The sequence below is a fragment of the Paenibacillus sp. BIHB 4019 genome, from assembly GCF_002741035.1.
In the GTDB taxonomy this organism is placed as follows: Bacteria; Bacillota; Bacilli; order Paenibacillales; family Paenibacillaceae; genus Pristimantibacillus.
Genome location: NZ_CP016808.1, coordinates 1,584,219 through 1,605,052, shown reverse-complemented (window position 1 = coordinate 1,605,052; position 20,834 = coordinate 1,584,219). Strand labels below are relative to the sequence as shown.

The window sequence follows — 20,834 nt, the reverse complement described above, 5'->3', positions numbered from 1 at the left end:
GAAAGTGGAAAAAATAAAAGTAGGCGTAATTGGAGCCGGATTTATTGGCCCTGCGCATATTGAGGCCTGCCGAAGGCTTGGTTTTGTAGAGGTAGTAGCGGTTTCCGGCTCGGACCAGAGCTCATCGGACAAAAAGGCACGGGAGCTGGGTGTGCCGCTCGCTTATGGCGATTACCGGGACATGCTGAAAAATCCCGATATTCAGGCGATTCATAACTGTACGCCGAACCATTTGCATTACCAGATTACGAAGGAAGCCATTGAAGCGGGCAAGCATGTGCTGTCGGAAAAACCGCTGGCCATTTCAAGCGAGGAATCGGTAGAGCTGCTGCGGCTCGCGAAGGAAAAAGGCATCGTCCACGGCATTAATTTCAATTATCGTCAGTTTCCAATCATTCAACAGCTTGCATCGATGGTAAGGGACGGCGATTTAGGCAAAGTCAATTTGGTTCACGGCAGCTACTTGCAGGATTGGCTGCTGTACGAAACCGATTATAACTGGCGGATGTCGTCGGAGATCGGCGGCAAATCCAGAGCGATTGCGGATATAGGCTCGCATTGGTGCGATTTAATTAAATATGTCACAGGGAAAAAGATAGACGCGGTATTCGCTGATTTCTCGACCGTGCATCCGGTACGGAAGAAGGCAAAGCAAGCCTCCGAAACGTACCAGAAGCAGGGAGATAACGCGGAATATGAAGATGTAGCGATTGATACGGAAGACTATGCGACCGTGCTGCTCCGTTTTACCGACGGAACGAAGGGGGCCTTCACGGTTTCGCAAGTGAGCGCGGGACGCAAAAACCGCCTCAGCTTTGAGCTGAATGGCACGGAGAAATCGACCTTCTGGAACCAGGAGGAGGCAGAAAAACTGTGGATTGGCTACCGGGACAAGGCGAATGAGGTACTGATGGCTGATCCGGCGCTTTTCGCGGCAGACGCCCGTTCCTCGATTCATCATCCGGGGGGCCATAATGAAGGCTGGCCGGATGCCATCAAGAACATGATGCAGCATTTCTATGCGTACATTCGCGACGGCAAGCATCTAAGCGGCGAAGAACCGACTTTCGCAACGTTTTTGGACGGGCATATTTCAATGAGCACGACGGATGCTATTTTGAAAAGCCATGCGACGGAGAAGTGGGTTAAGGTTGAGGTTTTGGAAGTGTAATGAATATAAAGACATGGGCTTCTTTAGTGAAGCGCTATGTCTTTTTTTTATTCGGCCTTCCCTTATTTCAAATTAGAAGTCCTTCATAAAATAGTACGCTAGAATTATTGTGAATTAACACTCCATAAAATTAACCTTGCTGTCGATATTATAGTATAACGTTTTTAATAAAGGGGAAATGGGAAACTATGACTACCGTTCAAGCTCTGATTGAAGCCATGCCTTTCATTCGACAAATGATTCGTGAAAATGTTTCATTATCCATCATTGATGAGAAAACCTTTGTTTATTTTGATACAGAGGACCCATTCAAGCTTGGCTATAAATCCGGTGACCCTTTGCTGGAGATTAATCAGAACTATAAGGATTTGAACAATGGCAACGAGAAGACGGTAGCCCATATTCCGAAGGAAATAACGGGTGTACCGCTTGATTGCTTATTTCTGCCTATAAAAAATGAACAGGGCGAAATGCAGGCTTGCTTATGCGTCACCTACAAAATGGATAATCAAGAGCTGCTTGAACAGCTCATGGATAAGACGGAGCATTTTAATGGCAAATTGCTTGATGGTGTTCAGCATCTGGCTGCCCATTCGGAGCAGCTGAACTCGACATCCGAGGAAATTTTAGTTAATACGAAGGAAGCGGTCGAAAAGTCGCGCGATGTCAATAAAGTCGCAGGCTTTATCCGCGAAATCTCAGAGCAAACCAACTTGCTTGGGCTCAATGCGGCGATTGAAGCAGCGCGTGTAGGCGAAGCGGGAGCAGGCTTTGGCGTAGTGGCGTCGGAAATTCGCAAGCTGTCCGTGGATACGAAAGGGGCGACTACCCAAATTGAGCAGTCGCTCAAGCTGGTGCAGGAGTCAATAAAGCTTATGGAGACGGAAATTGCTGAAATTACTTCATCTTCCCAAGAGCAAGCGAAGCTGGTCAGCAATCTCATGGAGATTATTGAACAGATGAACGCAACGGGCTTGGAAATGCATGGATTTATTAAAAAAGTCATCTCGTATCAGCAATAAACCGATAGCAAAGGGCGATTTTACTACATTTGCGGATGTATGCTATGATTCGAGCATACACTACAACTGGAATGAAATCAGGTGAAAGTCATTAAAATCGGTTTTCGGACGATTAAGACGGCAGTTGGCGTCAGCCTGTCGATCTTAATCGCCCATTATTTGCAGCTGGAAAACTTTACGGCAGCGGGCATTTTGACGCTGCTGTGCATTCAGCGGTCCCGCCGCCAGTCGAATCAAGCGGCCATCAGCCGCTTTCTTGCCTGTATGACGGGCATGCTTTTCTCCATGCTCATGTTTCAATTGCTCGGCTACCATGCGTATGCCTTCTTGGTCGTTCTGCTGCTATTTATTCCGTTTTGCGTGAAGCTGCGCATTCATGAGGGCATAGCCAGCAGTGCGGTTATTATGATGCATGTATTTGTCCATGGCAAGGTCGAGGTTTCTTTTTTGCTCAATGAGCTGTTCGTCGTCGTAATCGGCCTTGGCGTTGCGCTGCTGGTAAACAGCTACATGCCGAGTATTGATAAGGAAATGACCCGCTACAAGCAGGAGACAGAGCGTTATATTGCCGTTATTCTCAAGGAATATGCCTTGTATTTGAAGAAGGGGTATACACTGTGGGACGGCAATGAGCTGTTGCAGCTGGAATCGGTGCTGCGGAAGGCTAGCCAGATCGCCCAGCTGGATGCGGAAAATTACAGGCCGCTCAAGAAGGGGCCGAGCTATCGTCAATATTTTGAGCAGAAGCGCAAGCAATATGATCTGCTCGAGCGTCTGCTGCCGCTTGTTTCGCAAATTACGTCGCAGCTGGAGCAAGGCGAACGGATTGGCGAATGTATGGAGCTGCTCAGCGCCTACGTTGGCGAGGCTGAGTCTTCGAGAGAAGACCGTTACGATTACTTTTATGAAATGCTGCGCGGTGTTCGCGAATATCATAAGCTGCTGCCTTTGCCGCAGACGAGGGATGAATTTGAAAATCGGGCCAGCCTGTTTGCGGTAGCCAATGAGCTGGAGCGATTCGTCAATACGCTGTAGTCCCAGAGTCAGGCCACATACAAAGCCAGGCCATACAAAAATGAAAGCCAAGCTATTCTCTTCCTGGACAATGGGAGAGGGTGGCTTGGCTTTTTTTAAATTTAGGAATTGGCGGACGGGCGCCGCTTTCAGAAGAAGGAGAAGGGCAGGCGGAAGAGCGCTCTTTTTTTATGCGGCTTGCGCTCCATGCCTCCTGCGGCAGGCTGCACGGATACGAGCGACGACAGCTGCTTATTACGCTCCTGCATGCTCGACAGGGAAGCCGCCAATTGATTGAGCGTCTGGCGGATTTCCTCCAGCTCCTCGCGGTGATGAAGCAGCTGCACGCCAATGACCTCGTCCGCTTTGCGCGCCAGCGTTCCTTCTATTCGCTCCAGGCGCTCTGCCAGCTCTTCCTGCGGATTTTTGAAATCCCAAGCGGATTCGATTTTGCTCTTCGTTTCTTCCGGGCTGAAAGCGGGGAAGGGAATGGCGGCACCAACAGCCCCGACGCCAGCAGCCCCGGCAGCCATTTGCTGCAGCCCCGTGACCTCAACCGTTTGAGCTAGCTCAGGCAAGGTCATCTCATGAAGCAGCTCGCCCGCCTCAAGCTTCGTCTTTACGCTTTGCAGCTTCTCTAAAGCGGGTTCATCGAAAATATAATGACCGAACATATCCTTGCTAAAGGAGGCAGGGAAAAGGGCAACCCAGCGTCTGATCGTCGTTTCGCTCACAGCTAGCTGTCTGGCAGCATCTTTCGTTTTTAACAGATTCATTAGCGAGCACCTCGTTTCATTCGTCTTTGATGTAAAGTATTCGTGGTGGACAAGGTACTCCCTGCTAGGGTGACAAAGGTAGTGTCGAATCGCTAAAACTAGTGTGAAACTGCCGAAAAATGCCCCTGTCGCGCGAGCCAGCGCGCTTTCTCCCGCAATTGGGCAAGTCCTATGCCATTAGGGCATCCAAACGTACGAGGAGAGCTGTTTTTCGACAGCAAAAGCTTGGTTTGCGCTATTCTTTTCACCTAAAAATAGGTAGTATAGAGAAAAGGAAGTTTTTCCAGCTTTAGTCCAGCTGCAACGCACCGTTCTATTGAAATTGAGTGTCCCATTTGTACTTTTCATTATAGATTTCGAAAACCTCTGTGCCAAGCGCTCCCCAGTTATGCTGCGGGTTATGGCGAATGACATTGTAGAGCCGCAGGAAACGGTCCTTCGGCAGCTTGCGCGCATAGCGCATAACCAGATGCGGGTATAAAATGACGTAGCGCTTCAAGCGCACGGCTGCTCCGGCAATGCCGACGAGAATTTGCTCGCCGTCCTTCATGCGCAAAATTTGCGCTTCATGAATAAGGGCGTAGCGGAACGCCTTCTCCTTCAGCAGTCCCCGTTTGAGCTTGGTTAGCTCGCCTATATACTGGACAAGGTCCGGATTGAAATGGTCGAGCAGCAGCGGCTCCAGCATCAGATCCATATCATTGCGCAGTACGAACGATTGCAGCAGCAAAATTTGCTCTACCTTAATTTGGTCCGTACGGACGAGCGTGCCGATCTCGCGCAGCATTTCATAGGCTTGCTGCTTCTCGTCGTTGTGGAACACCTCGATTGCGGCTTCGCGGTCGAGCCGCAGTCCGTCAACGAGCTTAAACGATTCGCGCTGCAGCAGCTTCCCTAACTGGTAGCTGCGCCGTTCCGCGCTGGTGTTGCGGCGAAGCATCCATAGAAGGATGAGCGCCGTAACGCCGCCAGCGGCGCAAAGACTCGTCTGCAAAGTCGACTCTGAAAAGAATATTCCAGCGGCAACAAGGGCAAGGATGAGAATAGTTTCCTTTACGAAACCTCTTCGTTGCAGCGACGACGCCTTTTTCTCCAATTTAATGAGGGAAGATTTTCCGCAGGAGGGGCATATTTTATCACCCAGTATCGTGAAGCGGCCGCAGCTGCGGCAAATTTTAAGCTTTTCATAAGCTTGTCGTGTTTTAATGTAGGGATTCAGCTGCACGGGTATCTTTTTCATCAAGAGTTCCCCCGATCGCTGTTCTTAAAGATAGCTAAGGCAAGCTGATCAAGCTGCTCTGGCGTAGGTGCTTTTTTACGCTGGTTGTAGTAGTGGAGACCCCGGAGCAAGACGAAAAGAAACAATATTCCCAGACATACGTATGTAACCATAAGCGCGAGTCCTCTCTTATGCTTGAAGTGATTTAAGCGATTCTATCAGGTATACTGACAGTATATCATTATTAAGACAACAAGGACCAATATGCTTAATTTGTGGAGAAGGAGCCAAAAGATGATTCAAATATATCGTTACCTCACCATGTTATTTCTTATAACGCTGCTACCATTAGCCGGGTTTGCTCCCGCTCCTGCACATGCAGCCGCGCAGAGCTCGCAGATCGACGCCGTTCTAGTACTGGATGTCAGCCAGTCGATGAGCACGAGCGATCCGGGCGGGATCGGCAACGAGGCGATGAAGATGTTCATCGACATGCTGTCCGAGAAGGGCGACCAGGTGGGCATCGTATCTTATACCGATCAAATTCAGCGGGAGAAGGCACTGCTCGAAATTAGCTCGGATGCCGATAAAACGAACCTCAAGCAATTCATTGACCAGCTCAAAAGAGGCGCTTATACCGACATCGCTGTCGGCGTGAAAGAGGCGGTGCAAATTTTGAATGACGGGGCCGACCCCGATCATGAGCCGCTGATCATCGTGCTGGCGGACGGCAACAATGATTTTAATTCGAAGTCGGGCCGTACGCAGGCTGATTCGGATGCAGATATGGCTGCTGCGCTCAAGGAAGCGACCAGCAAAGGTTATCCGGTCTATACGATTGGGCTGAATGCCGATGGCAAGCTGAATAAAGCGGCGCTTGAGAGCGTGTCGCAGCAAACGGGCGGCAAGTCGTTTTCCACGAATACAGCGGCTGACCTGCCGCAAATTCTAAGCGAAATTTTCGCCAGCCATTTGCAGCTGAATGTTGTGCCTGTCGATTCTTTTACAGCTGATGGCAACTTTCAGGATGTCAAAATCACAGTGCCGAACAGCAACGTGCTCGAAGCGAATATATCCATTATGTCCTCCAAGCAGGTAGAGGCGAGGCTGATTGATCCATCCGGCAACAAAATAGCTATTCCGAGCGATCAGGTGCTGCTCTCGACGTCCAAAACGTACTCCTTAATGAAGCTGTTGAAGCCGGAGGAGGGTGATTGGACGCTTCAAGTGAAGGGCGCGGATCGCGACAAAATCGATATCAATCTTATTTTCAACTATGATTTGGCGCTAGAGATGGATAAGCTGCCAAGCTCGTCATACAGCAAAGGGGACAGCATCCCGATTAACGCTTATCTGGTAAGCGGAGGGAATAAGCTGAGCGATCAGGAGCAATACCGCAACATGAAGGCGGTTCTGTACGTCAATGATTTGGATACGGGTACTACAGAGGAAGTTCAGCTGAACAATGCGGGCGATCATTTCGAAGGCACTTATAAGGTGGCGGACAAACATGATTATGAGCTCAAGGTTCGCGCGGAAGAGGCAAGCTTCTATCGTGAAACAGCTGTCGTAAAAATTAGTGCTAAAGGCGGCGCTTCGGCGGGCACAGGCACTGGGACTGCGGCGGAAAGCGATAAGCCATTCCCGCTCATTCCGGTCATTATTGGAGCGCTTGTGCTGATTGCGCTGCTGGCCGCTGCCTTTTTCATCATGCGTTACCTGAAGCAGGCGCGGCGCGGCTTTGTCGGCCAGATGGTCATCGAGATTCGCGATGAAAATACGGGCGACAAGACGTTCCCGCAGTATAAGAAGCTGAACGCCTTCCGGGGCAAATTCTCGCTGCATCAGCTGCTGCAGCTGGCACCGGAGCTGAAGGAGACGGAGAAGCTCATCTTCGTGCCGGGCAACAGCGACCGCCTAGTCCTTCGCAATGGCACGCCGTGCACGGTGGAGAAGTCCGGGCGTGCGGTGGATGCCAGCGGCGGTCTGGAGGTCAAGAGCGGGGAGCGGTTGACGATTCCTTTGCAGCAGATCGATAAGACGATTTTTATCGAATATATTGTTTAGATGGTTTTAGGGTTCGTAAAACGGATGGGAGGGTGAAAAGTGGAGCTGCGCGGCGTGAAAGGTTTGGCTTACGATCGCCATTGCCCTTGGAATTGTTGAATAAACCGCTCAGCGGTACAATTCCAAGGGCAAAAACGAACGCTCCGCTTCTCCAGCTCAAACCTTTCACTTCGCTGCGCTCCCCTTTCACCGCAAGGGTTTTAAAGAACATTAAAACCATGGGGGTTCTAGCGGGGGAGGACACCCCGTGAACCTAAAAGATATAAAGATGCAAGATGAATGATGCAAGATGCAAGATGAATGATGCAAGATGCAAGATGAAAGATGCAAGATGAATGATGAAAGATGAAAGATGAAAGATGAAAGATGAAAGATGAAGTGCAAGAACTAGGGAGTGTAAGCAGTCTGGAGTCGGCCTGCTGAGATTATAGCCGAGATCGTGTCGCTCAAGACACGTACTCCTTTTTTGAAGGACTGAGATTCCGCTATTTTGGTTTTTAATGCGATTTCAGGGGGCAAGCGGACTGGAAAGCCGTTATCCTACCCATTATTCCGTCAAAACAGCCATTTGCAGCACAATAGCGACTCCTGAGTCCGCTGCTTATGCCAAACCCATAATTCAGTTGAAATAGCGTCTGCTGTGTCCGCCAAGTCTTTCTTTGTGCAAGTCGCAGGCCTCTGTCATAAGGAGCATGGAGAAAAAATATTAGGGGATTTGCGAGGGGTAGGGGGCCTTGCGGTCGTCTATTGTAGATAAACTTTTGCAGCAATATAGGGTTAGAAGTATGGTGAGAAAAGCGGAATGGAATGAAAAGATTGGACTGTAGAAGCGTTAGCGCTCGCTTAAAGCTTTCCGTAGGAAAGCAGCTTCGTAAGCATATGCTTTTACCCTTGAATTTCCCCCTAAGGGATTAATTCAGAGAAATTCAAGGGTAATGGCGATCGGAAGCCAATCTTTTCATGCAATGCAGCTTCTTTCTCACCATTCTTCTAACAAGTATAGAGCAATGATTCATACCATTTGGAGGTAGAACGAATGAAGCCGATTGTTAGAGAACATATCCAGCAGCTAGACGTTTCATTAGGCGGAGGTATCGTTAGTGAGAAAATTCGCGTCGATACGATCGATAATCCTATACTCATCATTGGACTCGGCGGCACCGGCATCGATGCGCTGCTGCGCCTGAAATATCAAATTAACCGACGCTTTAAGCTGCCCGAAGATCCTTTGTCCAAACGCAAGCTGGAAAAGCCTAATAACGTCGAATTTCTAGCTTTTGAGACCAATGAACAGGACCGCAACAAAAAATATAAAGGCATTGGCCTCGACCCAATCAATGAGTTTGTGCTGCTTTCCAATGCCGAAGTCGGCGGGCTGCTGCAAAACCGCAGCATTTTGGAGCCGTACATCACCGACTGGCTATCGCCAGAGCTGAGCATTACCGATGGCATGAACGGCGCGGCAGGCGTACGCCAAGCTGGGCGTCTGCTGCTTTTTACGAAAATCAACCAGGTTGTGCAAAGCATCGATAAAAAAATTAAGACGCTTTCCGTCGGCACAAGCAAAAAGCTGATGGTATTCCTGCTTACCGGTCTATCCGGTGGTACGGGCAGCGGCTGCTTCCTTGATATTTCGTATATTGTGCGCGGTATTATTGAGCGCGATCATGGCTCGGCGGGCGTTGACCGCGTCAACACGCTGGGGTACCTTTTTACGCCGGATATTAATCTCGCGAACAAAAGCTTAAGCGAGCATACGAGAGAATATATTAAGAAAAATGGCTATGCCGCGCTTAAAGAGCTCGACTACTGGATGAATGTTGATGCCCGCGGCGAGCGCTTTAAGCAGCAGTACGGCAGCATTCTCAGCGTCAATTCGCCGCTTCCGCCGTTTAACCTTTGCCATCTGATTTCGGCGACGAACACGGAGGGCAAGCTGCTGGAGAACGCTTATGACTACTGCATGAACGTGACAGCGGAAAATATTACGAACTTTATGGCGAGCGAGGATAAGCAGTCTGGCGAGGAATTCGCCATTCATGACTATATCAGCAACATCCGCACGAATATTGCGCAAATGAACAAGCAGTATCCGGCGAACTACGATTACAACATTATTGGCGCTTCGTCGGCTGTACTGCCGATTGAGGAAATGACGACCTTTTTGGCGTATCGCCTGTTTAGCAAAATGGATAAAATGTTCCACAAAGCGCCAACTCAGGACGATGTGGAGAAATTCGCCCGCAAGCTTGGCATTGATCTCGATACGATGATCAAGACGTTCGAGTCGCGTGTGCCTGAGCCGCTTCCGGGCTTTGAGAACAGTGAGCGCCTGAACTACAGCAATGTGGTGAAAATGCAGGTGGTCAACATGGATACCGAGCTGGAGCAGACATTCCTTACGCGTGCCCGCGAGGAATATGTGAAGGCGAAAAAGCAGCTGCCAGGAGAAATCGTCGGCCAGTTCACCGACCAAATCCGCCGTACCTTCCTGCATCCAGAGCAGGGACCGTTTTACGTATCCCGCCTGCTGCACACCGAGAAAGGCTTCTGCCTGCTGAAAATGCTGCTTTCCTACATTGAAGTGCTGCGCGAAACGCTGCTGCGCCTGCCGCGCGACATTGAGTCGGCCAGCATTCAAGCGGAAGAGCGGATGGGCGATGCGAAGAGCGCCTTCGTGTCCAAGGACAAGAAGAAAAACAGCTACATCGAAGCTAAAATCAATGAATATTGGCTGCGCGCCGATGTAGAGCGTACCGAGCAAATGATCGAGTTCTACGAGGATCTGTATCAGCTGCTGAACAACGAGAACAATCGCTTCTACAGCGTATTTACCGAGGTGCTGAACGTACTGAACGGCATTTTCGCGAAAAATGGCGATATTCTGATCAATGGCGACGAGCAAGCCGATCACAAGGGCAACAAAACCTACTATTGGAACTTGGTCGGCGTGCCGGACATTTCTGATGTGATCGCCCGCATTATGGAGAAGAAGGATGTCGATGATCTCATTCGCGACTTCTCGCAGGGGCTGCTTGATCATTCCGACCAGTGGGTGAAGGAGAAGGACATTGATATCGTCAATTCCATTTCCGACTTCCTGACTGATAAATTCGGCGATTTGATTACGAGATCGATGGAAGATTTCCTCGTGATGAAATATGGAAATGACGAGTCGATTGAGAAGTTCGTCGAGCGCTTTATTGCGACAAAGCTGGATGAAGAGGCAGTTGCCGTGTTCAATCTGAGCAATAGCTCAGGCAATTTGCATTTCCCTTCATGGGGCTTCGTATCGGTGCCGCAGCATGCGCCGAGCATACTCAAGGGGATTCGCAATTACCAGAGCAATGCGGTAGGAAAATCGCATTTCACCATTAAAGAGAGTGAAGTGAAAAACCGGATTTTCTGGCTGAATACGAAAAATGGCGTGCCGCTGTTCGTCTATACGCCGCTCAAGGTGTATGAGGAAAGCTATGAACGGACGATTCTTGATAAAGAAGGCGTCGGCCGCCATCTCGTGATGACGGAGAAGGTCAACTGGACGAATCTGCCTTCGCCAATTCCAGAGAAATCATGGGGCGATACGTACAGCAATGCGAGGGTGAAAGGCTATAATGCCCGCGTGCGTGCCGAATTCCAGCGTGCGCTTGGCTACCGGATTATTAGCGAGAAGGGCGTCGACAACAGCATGAGCAGTCGTTATGCGGTGCAGTTCACCCAGCCATTCCAGCTGCAAGCGCTGCTTAGCTCGTACAATATGGAGGCCGCTGCTGCTAAACCGAATCTTGGCGAAGTGAAGCGCGCTGTCATTGAGCTTCGCCGCCTGCTGGCTGAAGGCTTGGCACCGGATGGAGTGAAGGATATTTTCGGCAGCCTGAATGAAGATTTGGCGCAGGAAAACCTTATTCGTTCCCCAGAGCTGCTGGCGCGTGTGCGCGAGGAGCTGGCGAAATATGATGCGATTAGCGACAAGGTTCTTGAGCTTGAGAAGCTGCTAAGCCTGCATCAGGATGAGGAGAAGTGGCTGGATCAATTTATTGAGGCGCTTTATACGGAAACGATTGTGAAGAAGGGTGCGCTGTACGTCTATGACCGGGACCCAGAGGAAGAGGCGTGGGCGCCATTCGCCAATCTGATGAAGAGCAGCAGCTTCGTGGAGCATGAGGTGTTCGAGAGCTTCCGGGGGCTGGATGAGAAAAACCGTGCCGCCCTGCTGCGCAAAGCATCGCGCCGGGTGACGGATTTGACGGCAACGGAGGATACGAAGCTGCTCGTTCATAAGCTGGATGAGCTGTTCAGCGCATTCCTCGACGCCCGTGACCGCCTGGAGTACGAGCGGATTGAGCTGGCGAACGGAGAAGATTTGTACCAGTTCTACAAGCAAATGACGAGCAAACTAAACGACATACGCAGAAAGTTGAAGTAGGCCTATGAGAGAGCTTCTGGAGCGGTATGCAGCTGATTATGCGGCTGCCGAGCAAATGCTCAGCGGTCATGGAGACGACCAGAGCATCATTCATTATCCGACCGTATTTTTGTATATTGGCGACGAGGCGGGGCAAGCCATTGAGCCGATGATTCAGATGAATGCGGCGAAATGGGAAAACAGCGCTGGCGTGATTTATTTTCACGCCGCGTCCACTTCAAGGAGCGGCGGCTCAGCCAGCGGAAGTGGCGGTCAGGCGCCAGCTGCTGGAGCAACAGGCGCTTCGGCCGGAAGCTACGCAGGCGGCAATGCAGGCGGAAATGGACGGCAGGCGGCGAGCGCCGCCAAGGTGACTGAGGTCGTGCTGGACGGCTTATCGACTTATGGCAGCGACCATAAGGCGGGGCGCAAGGAGCTATGGGAAGCCTTCCGCGGCAATGCCGGCTATTTGGCTGACCTGAACCGCGCGCTTCGCGGGGTCAGCGATACAATTGCCGATTATGGCAGGCTGTATGCTTCCTTTGATCGGCTGCATTTGGCGGTTATCACGCGTGCCGATGACCCGATGAATGCGCTGGTGCCGGATATTTCCCTGCTGGCACAGGCGATTTTTCAGCAATCGTTCAAATCCGTGCAGATGGATCTTTATACGCTAATCAGCGAGCGTGAGCAAATGGATACCTTCGCTCACGCCAGCGCTATTGGCGTGAGCTTTCTGCGCGAGCTGGAAGGGATGCAGCGGCAGGACTATACGTTTTCGGCGCTGCTTGAGGTGACGGGCGACGGGCTGGCGATTCCGGTCGTTCACCCGCCGTCGCCGCTGTTCGATCTCGTTTACGTGCTGTCGGATCGCAATGAGAAGGGCATGACCGCCGTTAACGGCATTCGTGACAACTATGATATTATTTGCCACATACAGCTGCTCAAAAACCGCAAGCGCAAGGATGCGCAGGAGGGTGTTGCCTACGGCGGCTACAATAACTCAACGTTTAAGAACAGCCTGCGTACGGAGTCAGGCAGGCAGGGCTTCGTCTCAGCGGGGCTATCCAAGGTGAAGCGCCCGAATTATTCGATTGCGCTGACGGTGCTGTACCATCTGCACATGCAGCTATCCGAGCTGCTGGCGAAGGAGCCTGAGCTCAGCATGCGGGAGAAGCTTGCCTGCTTTGGCCTCGATCCGGCCTCGGTCGATGCGATGCTGACGCAGCTGCTGCCAAGCGAGGAGCAGCTTGCCGACATGACGGGACTGCTGACCTCTGGTGTCCGTTATGAGCAGTTGAAGCCGCTATCGCTGCGCGATGCGGAGGAGGCGCTGTTCGGGGATGGGGCAGCTGTCTTTTTCCATAATCATTTTGCCCGCACGGCGCAGCAGCGGCTGTCCGAATTTGGCGCGGCGCCGGAAATGCGCCGTGCGGTTGCCAAGTTCGAACGGGAGCGCGCGGACATTAGCTTCTACCAGCTATGTGCTTGGACGGAGCCAAGCGGCGACGATGGCAGTGTACTCGCTGGCGTTCGCAGCCGTATTAAAGAGCTGGCGATTGCGGTGGAGCAGGCGCGCGAGGAGCTGGAGCGCACGCAGTCGGGGCGCGCGGAGGATGTCCGCATTCAGCGGCTGCCTTTTATGGATAAGCAAAATTTGCGTTCGTTTATCCGTGCTTTTTTTCAGCTGGTGTATGGCCAGAAGTGGGAGCTGCTCCGGCTGGAGCTGGAGCTTTCCCTGTATCGCCGCTTGGCAGATGAGCTGGAGCAGCTTCATGAGCTGTATCGCCTGCGCGTCAAGCAAATGGCCGATATGGCGGATGTCATGAAGCTGACAGCACTGCAAAGCATCAAGACCGCTGACGATTACATCGGGCAAAATATTTTTGAATATTACGCTCGGGTAACGGCAGATATTGTGCTGGATGTGCAGGATAAGCGGGGAGCGGGCATCTGGTTTGATGAGCGTTATCTCGGTTCGGCGGCGGAGCTGCTGGAGCAGGGCAATGAGGCTTACGTGAATAAGCTCGCCCAGCTATGCTTGAAGCATGTGCTGACGGCGGAGCCATTCGCCCAGACGTTCGAGGAGGAGCTGCTTCGCAGGGCGAATGTGACGATTGACTATACGAACCGCCAGGCGCTGGCGAAAGAGGATTTGTTCAAGCGCCTCTACCGGACGCTGGAGGAGAACGCGTCGATCAACGTTCGGCTGCTGGACTACACGCATGAGCACCGCTACGAGGAAAAATATATGTTCGGCGACGCGGACAGCGAGTTTGTGCAGTATGCGCTTGGAGTCGACGAAACGTCGCGCATTTACAAGCTTGGCTGCATTCACGAGAAGCGCAGCAGCGGTGTGGAGAAGCTGAACCTGATGGGCGGCTTCCATCTTGAAGACCTGCTGTATTATCGCAACGGCAAGGTGTATTACGAGACATATAGAGAGAACGGCTATGCGTTCCACGGCGTGGACCCGGCGGGCTTGCCGGAGCTGCGTTAGAACGGGGCGCAGGGAATAAGCCGAATGAATGTAAGAGAGGATGCTATACACATGCAGCGAAAAATAAACCTGCTACTATTGTTGTTTAGCTTAATAGGGGGATTCATCGGCTACGCCATCGGAGAACTGATGCTTGCGCAGTGGACGGGCGATATGCCGCGTTCGGTTCTCATGGGCTTGTATTTTGGCGTACTCGCATTATTTATCGGGCTCGGCTGCTTTGTGGCAGAGCTGGTCAATCCGCATTTGAACGGCTCCTCCTGGCGCCAGCGCTACACAGGGCTTTCATGGAAGCTGTTCGTGCCGGCGACGCTTGTGCTGCTTTTTGCAGCGGGCTGGGGACTGCAATTTTTTTACGGCCTCAATATTGGCGGCTTAAAGCAGGTGAAGGATATCGTCCTTGTCATCGACAACTCCGGCAGCATGGCGGAGACGGACCCGGACAACCAGCGTTATGTGGCGGCGAAGCAGCTTATTGACCAGATGGACAATGACAAACGCGTCGCGATTGTGGGCTTCAGCGATTTGGCAGAGCAGGTGCTGCCGTTTACGAGCGTAGACTCGGCTGCCAATAAGGCAGCGATCAACGCGGCGATTGATTCGTTTGTGCCTACGGATGGCGGAACGAATTTCAGCGCCGCGCTGGAGGAATCGTTGAAGACGATTGAGGCGAAGGCGGACAGCAAGCGCGGAACGATGGTGATTTTGCTGTCGGATGGCTTCAGTGAATCCGATGTGGCTCCACAGCTGGCGCTCTACAAGGAGCAGCAGATTGCGATTAATTCCGTCGGCCTCAGCCTCGTGGATTCGAGAGGGGCGGACCTGCTGCGCAACATTGCCGAGTCGACAGGCGGCGCTTATTACGATGTGCAGAAGGCGACAGAGGTATCAACGGCATTCCAGACGATCTACGATACGATCGATGATCGCACGCTCGTCACCGAGCGTACGGGACCGATGGCCGATGCAACGTTTTACAAAATCGTTCGCGTCATCTCGATGCTGCTGATTGGCGGTGTGCTGGGCGTGGCGATCGGGCTGTTCTTCGACAATCGCTATTTGGCGCGCAGCTTTGGCATTGGCGGTGCAGTTGGCGGCTTGCTGGCAGGTCTCGTGCTGGAAGCGTGGCTGTCCGGCCATTTTCTCAGTGATTCGTTCACCCGCTTCATGGCGATTGCGCTGCTTGCGATTATGATCTCCTTATTCACCTTGATCGTGCCGATTAGAGAAAACAGCCGGCCGGTGAACGACAGGCGCCGCGGGGCTCCAGTCCCGAGAGAGCGAGGAGCATCGAGCGGCGACGGAAAATCAAAGGATAGCCGCAACCATGGATTTTAGAAGGATGCTAAGTTTAAAAGCGTGCCAGAAAAAGGCGTAGCGGAATAAAAAGCTTGTGCTGGAGAAGCGGCAGCGTTCGCTTAAAGCTTTCCGAAGGAAAGCAGCATCGTAAGCATAAGCATTTACCCTTGGATTAGTAATGGCGATCGGAAGCCAAGCTTTTTATGCAGCATAGTTTCTTTTTCAACACACTTTTAGAAGTCAGCTAGGGGGCGATTGACAGATGCGATTTGTGGAGGCAGAGGGCGATTCGCCGCGCATCAACGGCTTATCCCATACGCTGAATGGCGACCGCTGCACGCTGCAATGGCTGTGGCCGAGCGGCGTCGAGGCGGTTTACATCGGCAAGGCGGAGGCCGAGCAGGCGGCATTCAGAGGAACGCCGGAGCTGGCATCATTAAAGCTATATACAAGAGCCGAATACAAGGCGAACAACGGCTATCATGTGAGGCTGGAGGGCATCGGGCGCTACCGCTTCACCGTCTACATTTATGAAGAGGGAGCGGAGGATGGCAAAGTCATCTGGCTGCAAAGCGATGGCCTGAGCGAGCTGGATGTGAGCGCCGGCAGAGCGAAAATCCGCTATTCCGTCAAGCAGAAGACCGGATTTTTTCAGCGCTATAAGACGGTTTCCATTCAGGTGACGGCGGAGGTGCCAATTGCCAAGGATGTATTGTGTTATGTGAAAAAGGCGGGGGGCTATCCAGCGAGCAAGGATGATGGCATGATGTATCCATTTGCCGCTGCTTTCGCCTCCGGGCGGAATGTGCTTCCGCCAATCGAGGTCGGCAAGCAGGACTTCGTCCGTGTGTTTTTCACCGATGGCCCGCGTTTCGCACAGCTGTACGAACTGGTGCCGGAATGACAGCAGGAAGGGGAGATAAGGCATGGGCTTTTTTGACTTTTTAAAAAGAAAACCGCAAGCAGAGCTGCTTCAAGGCTCTTATGATATTGTATGCCCATTTTGCTTCAGCAAGTTTGCGCCGGAAGATGTCGTATTTCGTGCCACGCACAGCCGCGAGGACGATGAGGATTATGCGCTGGGCGAGGACGAGCAGCTGAATCGGTACAGAGAGCGCTTCGGGCTCGATTCTGTCCACGATATTGAGGCGGTTATTCATCCCGAGGATGTGCCGGAGGAGAAGCATCTGTATGCAGGCGAGGTGCTAATTGGCTTGAACGACCGCTACGGCGAGCTGACGCGCAGAAGGCTGTGTCCGAAATGCCATAACGAGCTGCCGGTGACGTCGGGCAAGGTGCCAAGCAATATTATTTCGATTATTGGCGCTTCCCAGGTCGGCAAATCGGTGTATATGACAGCGCTCATACATACGCTGCAAAATACGACCGCCGATCATTTTAACGCGGCGTGCATGCCGCTTACGGCGGAGATCAGCCGCAAGTTCCGCACGAACTATGAGGAGCCGCTGTTTGGTCGCGGCGATCTGCTGGCTTCTACGCAGAAGGAAAAAATGCAGGAGCCGTTTATTTTTCAATTCGTCTTCCGTGACGAGTCCAAGCCGCCGCTGACGCTGGTGTTTTTCGATGTGGCGGGCGAGGGCATGGTCGAGGAGGATTATTTGGGGCTGCATGGGCAGCACATTAAAAACTCCTCCGGCATTTTGTTCATGGTCGATCCGCTGCAAATCCGCTCTATCCGCGAGAAGCTGCGCATTAACCACGGCGACAAGCCGGGCGAGTGGGCTCCGCAATATGATGAGCCAAGGGACGTCGTGCTGACGATGTTCAAGGATTTTATCGCGTATCAGGATAATAGCAAGACGGATATTCCAACCGCCGTCGTCTTGACGAAGAGCGACATGCTGCACGCGCTCAAGGATGAGGAAGGCGAATATATTAAGTCGAACAGCAACATTTTTCACAATATGGTGCATCGCAATTATTTCAATTTAACCGAGTTTGAGAACATTGATGGCGAAATGCGGCGCTTTATCGAGAAGGTTGACCGCCCGTTTAAAGGGACGATGGACGTTTACTTTAAGGATACAGCCTATTATGCGGTATCGGCGCTCGGCAGCAATCCGGTCAATCAGAAGATGGAGACGGTCGTCAGCCCGATCCGCGTTGATGAGCCATTTATATGGCTGCTGTATAAGCTGGGTTATATAGAGGGGAGAAGAGAATAGTGAAGCATTCTACCTCTACCATTGGCCAGCAATTGTATACGCGGGAGCGCCGCGGTATTTTTCGGGCGACGGAAGGTTATGACACGGTAGCCAAGTCCGAAGGGCTGGATCAGCAGTTTGTAAAAAAGCAGCTGCATCCGCTTTGCGTCTATGACGCTCCAGCTGAGCTGGCCGCAAGCGGCGAGAAGGATGGCGCCGCTTATCCGGAAACAGCGTATGTGCTGCGGCTGGAGAGCGGCGAGGCGGTTGTCGGCCGCAGCATCTATCAAGCCGTTGACTTTACGGGGCTGCGCAGCGCCTTCTTCACGCACAACTACGTCATTCCTGCCGCGATTGCGGATGCTGATCCAGATAGCTATAAAGCTTTCCTCGGCGCTGCTTTCGTGGACAGCTACGATATTGAGCAGGGCATGGAGCTGCCCGATTTGGCGGAATTGCCGCAAGCAGCGGGCGGCGCATGGACGCCTCGCGAGGCTGGAGCCGCTAGCTCTGCTGCCGGACTTGCGGGCTTTGCCAATCAGCGGGCGGCGCTCGCTGCGCTGAACATTAGCGAGCAGCGCTTCAAGCAGCTGCTGTTTGCCGTTATGGCAGCCGTTGGCGGACGGAAGAAGGTATATGTGGCGCTGAATGTGCCTGTCCGGCAGCTGCCGGAGCAAGCGAAGACGCTGCTGGCGGTGCTGTATGCGAGCTTGCCTTATGCATTCCGCAAACAGCTGGGCTTCATGACGTTTTCCAAAGAACCGCAAAGCCGCAAAGGGATTCATCTCACCTTCGTTGAGAAGGGAAGCCTGCGGGCGGGCGACCGCAATACGGACAAGGACTACACCTTTGATTTTGTTAATGATCGTTTCCTGAATGTCGATCTGGAAAAGGGAGAGCACCCTTATTTGGATTTTGCTTGGAGCGTTATGGACGAGCCGGACCGTGCCGAGCGTTTCTATCAGTTTGCTGAGGAAATGCTGCACGGAATGGGACAGGAGCGGCTTCTGGCGCTCGGTTCTTACCATGAGCTAAGCGTTATGTTCCAAGTCGAGGAAGGCAGCGACGAGCTGTATGAAATGCACAAAAGTGCCGTGCTGCGCGGGATGCTGGAGTATTTGCAGCCAGCTGGAGCGCTTACGCAGCGTATGCGGATGAATGATTTATTTTTGTCCCGCTTCGATTATGAGTTTGATGCGGTGCGTGACGGCCGGGTGCCTGAGCCATTCATTGCGGAGAGCTTTAAGGATTATTACCACATTGACAGCAAATATAATGGCGGCAAAATCGTCGATTTCTTCATTCGCTCCTTGCTCGCTGCACAGCAGCAGGGCCAAGCGGAAGCGATGGCTGCCTATTATGGAGCCTTGGAGGCCGAGCCGCTGCTGCTGAAGGACTTTGTCAGCAAAATGCTGGCGAACGGAGCACTGCTCGAACGGCTGCTGCTCCCGTTTCTGGACGGCAAGCTGCGGGATACAAGATCGGCGAAGGATATTATTATTTTCATGGGTAAATGGGGCAAAGAATTCCCGGCTATTCTCGATAATGATGTCGTTCACAAGCTCTTCAGGCAGCAGCTTAAGGATAAGCTGATGGATGAGGCGCAGCCTGTACAAGTGTTCCAGCAAGTGCATGAGCAGTTGGACAAGCTGAGCTCTTCCGCTTTCGACAGCGACGAGGGCCGTGTGAAGACGAACCATTTGACGGCGGGAATCGGCGTCCGGCTGTTTGAGCTGGAGCTTGTCGCTTACCGGACGCTGCTGACGGAGCTTGACTTGGATCGGCTGTCGCAGCGTGAGCTGCTCAAAGGCAGCTTTCTGGAGAAGGCGGATCGGCTAGAGCAGTGGAACGCTCAATTGACCGATCCTAGGCAGAAGTCGACCGCGCTTATTATTAAGGCGGCTTACGATTGGTTCTTCAAACCGCTGCCGAAGGCAAGCCTGTTCGCAAAGCTGTCGCCGGTCGAAATCGACCGCGTCCAGCAGCTTGGACGGCGCTGGATGCTAACGGTCGATTCGGAAATGAAAGCCGAGCGGTTCGAGCAGCTCGTGCTGGCCTTCTATCGCAGCTCGGACATGGAGACGATTGATTATGCAGGGCTGCTGGATACGCTGCGCAAGAGCGCGGGGGAAAAAGAGCTCGTTTATCAATTTTTCGCTTGGTCGGAGCGCCATGAGGATTTTATGCGGCCGCGAGGCTTCGTGCCTGCGTATGCAACCGCCATTACGAATTATTTCCGGCAGCATGATCGCGATGCTTTCAAGAGCCGCGCGAATCGGAATCAGTATTTTTCCAAGGCGGGCCCAAGGCTGCAAGCTGTCTACAAGCAGGTGAGAGGGGATCTGTCTTCGCCTCTGGCGAAGCTGTTTCGGCAAAATCGCAAACCGTTCCTCTTCTCCATAATCATTGCCTTCGCCATTCTAATGGTGGGCATTGGCGGCTTGCTTGCGCTTGGTGGCGGGGATAAGCCTGAGGAAGGGGCCAATCTTCCAGAAGCGACCGATGGTCAAGGCTTGACCACTCCAGGAGTGGCCATTCCGGATACACTCGTGTATGCGGCGAAGCAGGAAGGTGTGGACGGCAAGCAAACGACGACACTCGTGTTCCGCTTTACGGATGCTGCGCTATGCAGCGCTTTTTCACCAGAGACGGTGGCTGTTGTCGCAGCAGATAGAGAAACCAAGGAATACAGCGGCCTCACGTTCATTCCTAGCTGCACGGCGGCTCCTGCGGCAACTCCGGGAGCAGGTACGGATGAAAGCGATGCTTCCGCGAGCCCAGGCGATAGCGCAGCGCCGACTTCTGAAGCAACCAGCGATGCAGCGGCAGGCAATACGGGCAATGTAGAAAATGCAGCCGCTGGGACGGTAGATGCGGCATCTGCAAGTCCGGGCGACGCATCGCCATCGCCGGATGCAAGTGCTGGCGCCAGCGACAATGCAGCCGCCGGCGGTGGAAGCAGTGCAAGCCCCGATGGAGCAGCAACTAGCGAGCCCAACCCGAGCGATTATCCAAACCGCGTCGTTATTGATTTAGGCGAGGATGTGGAGCTGCTTGCAGCGAGCAAGGTAAAGGTTGGTGCTGCTGAATATACACTGACTGAGCCTTTAGCTGATGCCGGCTCAACGGATGCAGAGACAAGCCCTAGCGATCCGACGGCTTCACCGAATACAACGAATTAAGTACACAAGAAGCA

General features: G+C 52.5%; 12 protein-coding genes. 10 read left to right on the top strand and 2 right to left on the bottom strand.

Going from position 1 to position 20,834, the window contains the following annotated elements:
* Nucleotides 1–4: 4 nt before the first annotated feature.
* From BBD42_RS06700 to BBD42_RS06690, 3 genes are all read left to right on the top strand, one after another.
* Nucleotides 5–1,171: a Gfo/Idh/MocA family protein gene (locus BBD42_RS06700; protein ID WP_099517543.1), complete on the top strand. Its 1,167-nt coding sequence runs from the start codon at nt 5–7 to the stop codon at nt 1,169–1,171.
* Nucleotides 1,172–1,359: 188 nt separating this feature from the next.
* Nucleotides 1,360–2,193, top strand: coding sequence for a methyl-accepting chemotaxis protein (locus tag BBD42_RS06695; RefSeq protein WP_099517542.1), 834 nt, complete (start codon nt 1,360–1,362; stop codon nt 2,191–2,193).
* An 81-nt stretch (nt 2,194–2,274) separates the two neighbouring features.
* On the top strand, nt 2,275–3,228 hold the full coding sequence (locus tag BBD42_RS06690) for an aromatic acid exporter family protein (RefSeq protein ID WP_099517541.1): 954 nt from the start codon (nt 2,275–2,277) through the stop codon (nt 3,226–3,228).
* A 128-nt stretch (nt 3,229–3,356) separates the two neighbouring features.
* Here the strand turns inward: BBD42_RS06690 and BBD42_RS06685 are convergent, their stop codons facing one another.
* Complete coding sequence (locus BBD42_RS06685) at nt 3,357–3,983, bottom strand: hypothetical protein (RefSeq protein ID WP_099517540.1); 627 nt, start codon at nt 3,981–3,983, stop codon at nt 3,357–3,359.
* A 313-nt stretch (nt 3,984–4,296) separates the two neighbouring features.
* Nucleotides 4,297–5,223, bottom strand: a complete 927-nt coding sequence (locus tag BBD42_RS06680) for a zinc ribbon domain-containing protein (protein WP_099517539.1) — start codon at nt 5,221–5,223, stop codon at nt 4,297–4,299.
* A gap of 273 nt (nt 5,224–5,496) precedes the next feature.
* On the opposite strand from BBD42_RS06680, the gene BBD42_RS06675 reads away from it, so the two are divergent.
* The 7 genes from BBD42_RS06675 to BBD42_RS06645 all read left to right on the top strand — a co-directional run bounded on the left by BBD42_RS06675 (nt 5,497) and on the right by BBD42_RS06645 (nt 20,820).
* Entirely contained in the window at nt 5,497–7,269 is a 1,773-nt protein-coding gene (locus BBD42_RS06675; protein WP_099517538.1) for a vWA domain-containing protein, read from the top strand.
* Nucleotides 7,270–8,305: 1,036 nt separating this feature from the next.
* On the top strand, nt 8,306–11,695 hold the full coding sequence (locus BBD42_RS06670; protein WP_099517537.1) for a tubulin-like doman-containing protein: 3,390 nt from the start codon (nt 8,306–8,308) through the stop codon (nt 11,693–11,695).
* A gap of 4 nt (nt 11,696–11,699) precedes the next feature.
* On the top strand, nt 11,700–14,174 hold the full coding sequence (locus BBD42_RS06665; protein WP_099517536.1) for a transcription initiation factor TFIID: 2,475 nt from the start codon (nt 11,700–11,702) through the stop codon (nt 14,172–14,174).
* A gap of 51 nt (nt 14,175–14,225) precedes the next feature.
* Nucleotides 14,226–15,512: a vWA domain-containing protein gene (locus BBD42_RS06660; protein ID WP_099517535.1), complete on the top strand. Its 1,287-nt coding sequence runs from the start codon at nt 14,226–14,228 to the stop codon at nt 15,510–15,512.
* 223 nt (nt 15,513–15,735) lie between these two features.
* Nucleotides 15,736–16,377 (top strand): beta-mannanase, encoded by a 642-nt coding sequence (locus BBD42_RS06655; protein ID WP_099517534.1) that lies wholly within the window; start codon nt 15,736–15,738, stop codon nt 16,375–16,377.
* 22 nt (nt 16,378–16,399) lie between these two features.
* Entirely contained in the window at nt 16,400–17,659 is a 1,260-nt protein-coding gene (locus tag BBD42_RS06650) for a TRAFAC clade GTPase domain-containing protein (protein WP_099517533.1), read from the top strand.
* Nucleotides 17,659–20,820, top strand: coding sequence for a GAP1-N2 domain-containing protein (locus tag BBD42_RS06645; RefSeq protein ID WP_099517532.1), 3,162 nt, complete (start codon nt 17,659–17,661; stop codon nt 20,818–20,820). Before BBD42_RS06650 ends, BBD42_RS06645 begins: the two co-directional genes overlap by 1 nt.
* The last annotated feature ends 14 nt before the right edge of the window (nt 20,821–20,834 follow it).

Coding starts and splice junctions, on each gene's coding strand:
- BBD42_RS06675 (WP_099517538.1), top strand. CDS start 5,497: ATGATTCAAATATATCGTTACCTCACCATGTTATTTCTTATAACGCTG.
- BBD42_RS06660 (WP_099517535.1), top strand. CDS start 14,226: ATGCAGCGAAAAATAAACCTGCTACTATTGTTGTTTAGCTTAATAGGG.
- BBD42_RS06665 (WP_099517536.1), top strand. CDS start 11,700: ATGAGAGAGCTTCTGGAGCGGTATGCAGCTGATTATGCGGCTGCCGAG.
- BBD42_RS06655 (WP_099517534.1), top strand. CDS start 15,736: ATGCGATTTGTGGAGGCAGAGGGCGATTCGCCGCGCATCAACGGCTTA.
- BBD42_RS06695 (WP_099517542.1), top strand. CDS start 1,360: ATGACTACCGTTCAAGCTCTGATTGAAGCCATGCCTTTCATTCGACAA.
- BBD42_RS06650 (WP_099517533.1), top strand. CDS start 16,400: ATGGGCTTTTTTGACTTTTTAAAAAGAAAACCGCAAGCAGAGCTGCTT.
- BBD42_RS06670 (WP_099517537.1), top strand. CDS start 8,306: ATGAAGCCGATTGTTAGAGAACATATCCAGCAGCTAGACGTTTCATTA.
- BBD42_RS06680 (WP_099517539.1), bottom strand. CDS start 5,223: ATGAAAAAGATACCCGTGCAGCTGAATCCCTACATTAAAACACGACAA.
- BBD42_RS06685 (WP_099517540.1), bottom strand. CDS start 3,983: ATGAATCTGTTAAAAACGAAAGATGCTGCCAGACAGCTAGCTGTGAGC.